This is a genomic window from Amycolatopsis sp. NPDC003676 (assembly GCF_053587275.1).
The window spans coordinates 1-3,848 of sequence record NZ_JBSFNS010000220.1; the positions used below are offsets into that span (position 1 = coordinate 1).

At 68.2% G+C, this 3,848-nt stretch carries 4 protein-coding genes; 1 reads left to right on the forward strand and 3 read right to left on the reverse strand.

Annotation, left to right across the window (positions count from 1 at the left end; genetic code table 11):
• Positions 1-179 precede the first annotated feature (179 nt).
• The 3 genes from ACWDNU_RS44880 to ACWDNU_RS44890 are packed head-to-tail and all read right to left on the reverse strand — an operon-like array spanning position 180 to position 3,231.
• Complete coding sequence (locus ACWDNU_RS44880) at positions 180-1,124, reverse strand: asparaginase (RefSeq protein WP_449673335.1); 945 nt, start codon at positions 1,122-1,124, stop codon at positions 180-182.
• Positions 1,121-2,557, reverse strand: coding sequence for an amino acid permease (locus ACWDNU_RS44885; protein ID WP_370939286.1), 1,437 nt, complete (start codon positions 2,555-2,557; stop codon positions 1,121-1,123). The genes ACWDNU_RS44880 and ACWDNU_RS44885 overlap by 4 nt, the downstream gene beginning before the upstream one ends.
• Positions 2,554-3,231, reverse strand: a complete 678-nt coding sequence (locus tag ACWDNU_RS44890; protein ID WP_449673337.1) for a FadR/GntR family transcriptional regulator — start codon at positions 3,229-3,231, stop codon at positions 2,554-2,556. The genes ACWDNU_RS44885 and ACWDNU_RS44890 overlap by 4 nt, the downstream gene beginning before the upstream one ends.
• Positions 3,232-3,624: 393 nt before the next feature.
• Between ACWDNU_RS44890 and ACWDNU_RS44895 the strand changes: the two genes are divergently transcribed.
• Positions 3,625-3,848, forward strand: a 224-nt coding sequence (locus tag ACWDNU_RS44895) for a PHP domain-containing protein (protein WP_449673336.1), incomplete at its 3' end; no start/stop codon positions are given.

The window sequence follows — 3,848 nt, forward strand, 5'->3', positions numbered from 1 at the left end:
GTTGCCGGTTGGGGGGGGGGTGTCTCGTCGGGAAAGATGCCTTGACAAGCACCCCCGAACCGCAGGGAAGGCTTCGTATCGGGGTGCGGGGGAGGGGCTGGGTGCCTCGATCGGGGGTGCATCGGTGCGGTTTAGGTACGTGAGGGGAACCCTGAGGGAATCAGATTCCCCTCACGTACCTAGGCAGCTAGTGCGTCCGTCACTCGAAGGGCGGGATCGCTGAAGGGAGCAAGCAGATCCGGGTCGACACCCGCTCGCGCCAGGGCAGCCGCGAGTACCGCTGGACGGGCCCGGTCGCCGCCGTCCGCGATCTTCAGCGCTACTGCGGTCCCGTCTGGCAATGCAGCGAGTTGTACGGCCTCGAAACCGTCCTTCGCGATGAGCCCGGGCACGGTCTGCATGAGCCGGGTGACGTCGCGTCGGCTTCCCGCCACCAGATCCGGATGCAGCCGGATTCCGTTGGCCACCAACGACTCCGGCGAACCCTCGGGTGCGGTCGCGATCCGCGAAGCAGCCCGCGCCAAGCCCCGCAGGGAGAGGGCGAACAGCGGCGCACCGCAGCCGTCCGTCGCCACTCGCGGCACGGTTTCCCCGGTCAGCTCCTCGACGGTTTCCCGGATTGCGCGCTGCAGCGGATGCGTCGGATCGAGGTAGCCCTCGACGTCCCAGTGCTGTTCCCGGCAGACGGCCAGCATCGCCGCGTGCTTGCCGGAGCAGTTGTGTGCGAGTCGCGACGGCTGCCGTGCGCTGGCGATCCAGGCGTCCCGTTCGACCGGGTCATAGGGCAGGTCGGCGGGGTTGCCCAGATCAGCTTCAGCGAAGCCGCGGCTTGTCAGCACCGCGGCCGCCGCTTCCAGGTGTCGCGCTTCGCCGGAGTGGCTGGCTGCGGCGATCGCGAAACCGCGCGGATTCAGGTGCAGTCCGAGTCGGGCCATGGCGGTGGCTTGCAACGGTTTCGCGGTTGAGCGCGGGTACATCGCGACGTCGGGGTCGCCTGCCTCGAACAGGGTCGAACCGTCCGGAGAGAGGACGACGACCGAACCGTGGTGTACGCCTTCGACCATGCCGTCGCGCAGAAGGTGCACCAAAGGGACGTGCCGGGGTTCGCGTTCCTGGGGGATCACGACGCTTCTGCCTTGTCGAACGCGCTCATGTCGATCCGCTTGCGCACGACGAACCAGCCGACCACCAGCGCGACGACGATCACCGGCAGCGCCATCAGAGTGATCCGGCCAGTCTTGTCGAAGCCCATCAGCACGACGACCGCGGCGAGGAAGACGAGCGTCGCGATCTCGGTGTAGGGCGAGAACGGCAGCCGGAAGTGCGGACGGGTGACCTCGCCGCGCTTGGCTTTCCGCACGAACAGCAGGTGGCTGAGCACGATGATCGCCCAGGTGCCGAGGATGCCGACGGCGGCGAAGTTCAGCACGATCTCGAACGCGTCCTTCGGCACCACGTAGTTGAGTCCGACGCCGATCACGCACACCGACGACGTGAGCAGGATCCCGCCGTAGGGCACCTGGTTGCGGTTCATCACGCCGGTGAACTTCGGCGCGGATCCGGCCAGCGACATCGAGCGCAGGATTCGCCCGGTCGAGTACAGGCCTGAGTTGAGGCTCGACAGCGCGGCGGTCAGCACGACCAGGTTCATGATGCTGTCCGCATAGGGCACGCCCAGCTTCGACAGCACCGTGACGAACGGGCTTTGATCGGCCGAGTAGGCGTTCCACGGCAGCAGCATCGCCAGCAGCACGACCGAACCGACGTAGAACAGCGCGATCCGCCACATGATCGAGTTGATCGCCTTCGGCACGACCGCCTTCGGGTTCTCCGTCTCGCCCGCCGCGACGCCGACCAGCTCGCACGACGCGTAGGCGAACACGACTCCCTGCACGATCAGGATCATCGGCACGATGCCCGCCGGGAAAACGCCGCCGTGGTCGGCGATCAGCTGAGGGCCGGGCGCGTGGCCGTCGATCGGATGCTGCGTCACCAGCAGGAAGATGCCGACGAGCAGGAACAGCACCAGTGCGGCGACCTTGACGATCGAGAACCAGAACTCCATCTCGCCGAACAGCTTCACCGAGACGAGGTTCAGCGACAGCACGACCGCCAGCGCGATCAGCGCCAGCACCCACTGCGGGATCGGCGTGAAGAACGACCAGAAGTGCGCGTACAGCGCGATGGCGGTGATGTCCGCGATGCCGGTGGTCGACCAGTTGAGGAAGTGCATCCAGCCCGCGATGTACGCGCCCTTCTCGCCCATGAACTCGCGCGCGTAGGACACGAACGCGCCGGACGACGGGCGGTGCAGGATCAGTTCGCCGAGGGAGCGCACCACGAAGAACGCGAAGAGCCCGCAGACCGCGTACACGATCGCTAGCGCCGGACCGGCCTGTGCGAGCCGCCCGCCCGCGCCGAGGAACAGGCCGGTGCCGATCGCGCCGCCGATGGCGATCATGTTGATGTGCCGGGATTTCAGCGCCTTGCGGTATCCGGCGTCGCCCGCGTCGGCGGTGTCCGCCTCGGCAGTCGCGGGCAGGGTTTCTTCAGTCACGCGGTGGTACCTGTTTCTGCTTCGCCGGCGCGGGCCGGCCGTACGATCGTGGTCAGGGTCTTCTCGACGTGGTCGAGATGCTCGGTCATCGCGGCCGCCGCCGCTTCTTCTTCGCCTTCGGCGATCGCCGTCACGATGCGCCGGTGCTCGACGTTCGACTGCGTCCGCCGTCCGCCCAGCTGGTTCAGGAACGCCGACTGGCGGGCCAGCGCGTCGCGGATCTCTTCGATCACCTTCGCGAACACCGGATTGCCTGATGCCCGTGCGATCGTGACGTGAAACTGTGAGTCAAGCGCCACCCACGCGGCGTCCGAGGTCTCGGCGTCCATCCGGTCGACGAGATCGGCGAGGCGCGCGAGCTGGTCGGCGTCGCGGCGTCGCGCGGCGTATCCGGCCACCGGGACCTCGACGTGCCTGCGCACTTCGACCAGATCGCGGGCCGAGTAATCGCCGAACGTAGGGTTCTCCGGCGGGCCGCTCGCGGTGACGAACGTGCCGCGGCCGGTGCGCGACACGGTCAGCCCGAGCGCCTGCAGCCCGCGCAGCGCCTCGCGCACGACCGAGCGGCTGACCTCGAACTGCCTGCTCAGCGCGGCTTCCGACGGCAGCTGGTCGCCGACCGCGTACTCCCCGCGTTCGATCGCCTCGCGCAGGTAGCCGAGGACGGCCTCCATCGCGCTGACGCGCCGGGGGAGCGGTCCGGCTGCCCGGCTGTCAGACAGGTTCACGCGTCGGATCGTCGGTTCCGGCCCGGCCGCTGTCAAGCCGTGCACGGGCCCCTTTCTCGGCGGTTGTGGCTTGGTTCACGCTCCCGGGTGACTCTCGGCCGCCCGGCTCCCGGGAGGCCCGGTTTTGTCGGTGCCGGGTGCGACCGTGTCCGGGTACTTGAGGGGCGCACCGGCGATCACCACGCCGAACGCGTCCCGGCGCGTCGCAGGCGCGCTCGGCCCGCTGAAGAGAGAGGATCCAGACGGAACGGCCGGACCGCGGCGGACTAGGGTGGACAGCCCGGGCCCGCCGCGTCGACCGGAGCCGGGAAGCCGTCTGCCTAGGGGAGGTTTTCGCTGGTGTCGAACGATTCTTTCGTCCACCTGCACGTCCACACCGAGTATTCGATGCTGGACGGTGCGGCGAAGATCGGTCCCCTTTTCACGGAGGCGGCCCGGCTGGGCATGCCCGCGGTCGGGATGACTGACCACGGGAACATGTACGGCGGGGACGAGTTTTTCCAGACGTCGAAGAAGCACGGGATCAAGCCGATCATCGGGATCGAGGCCTACATCGCGCCGGA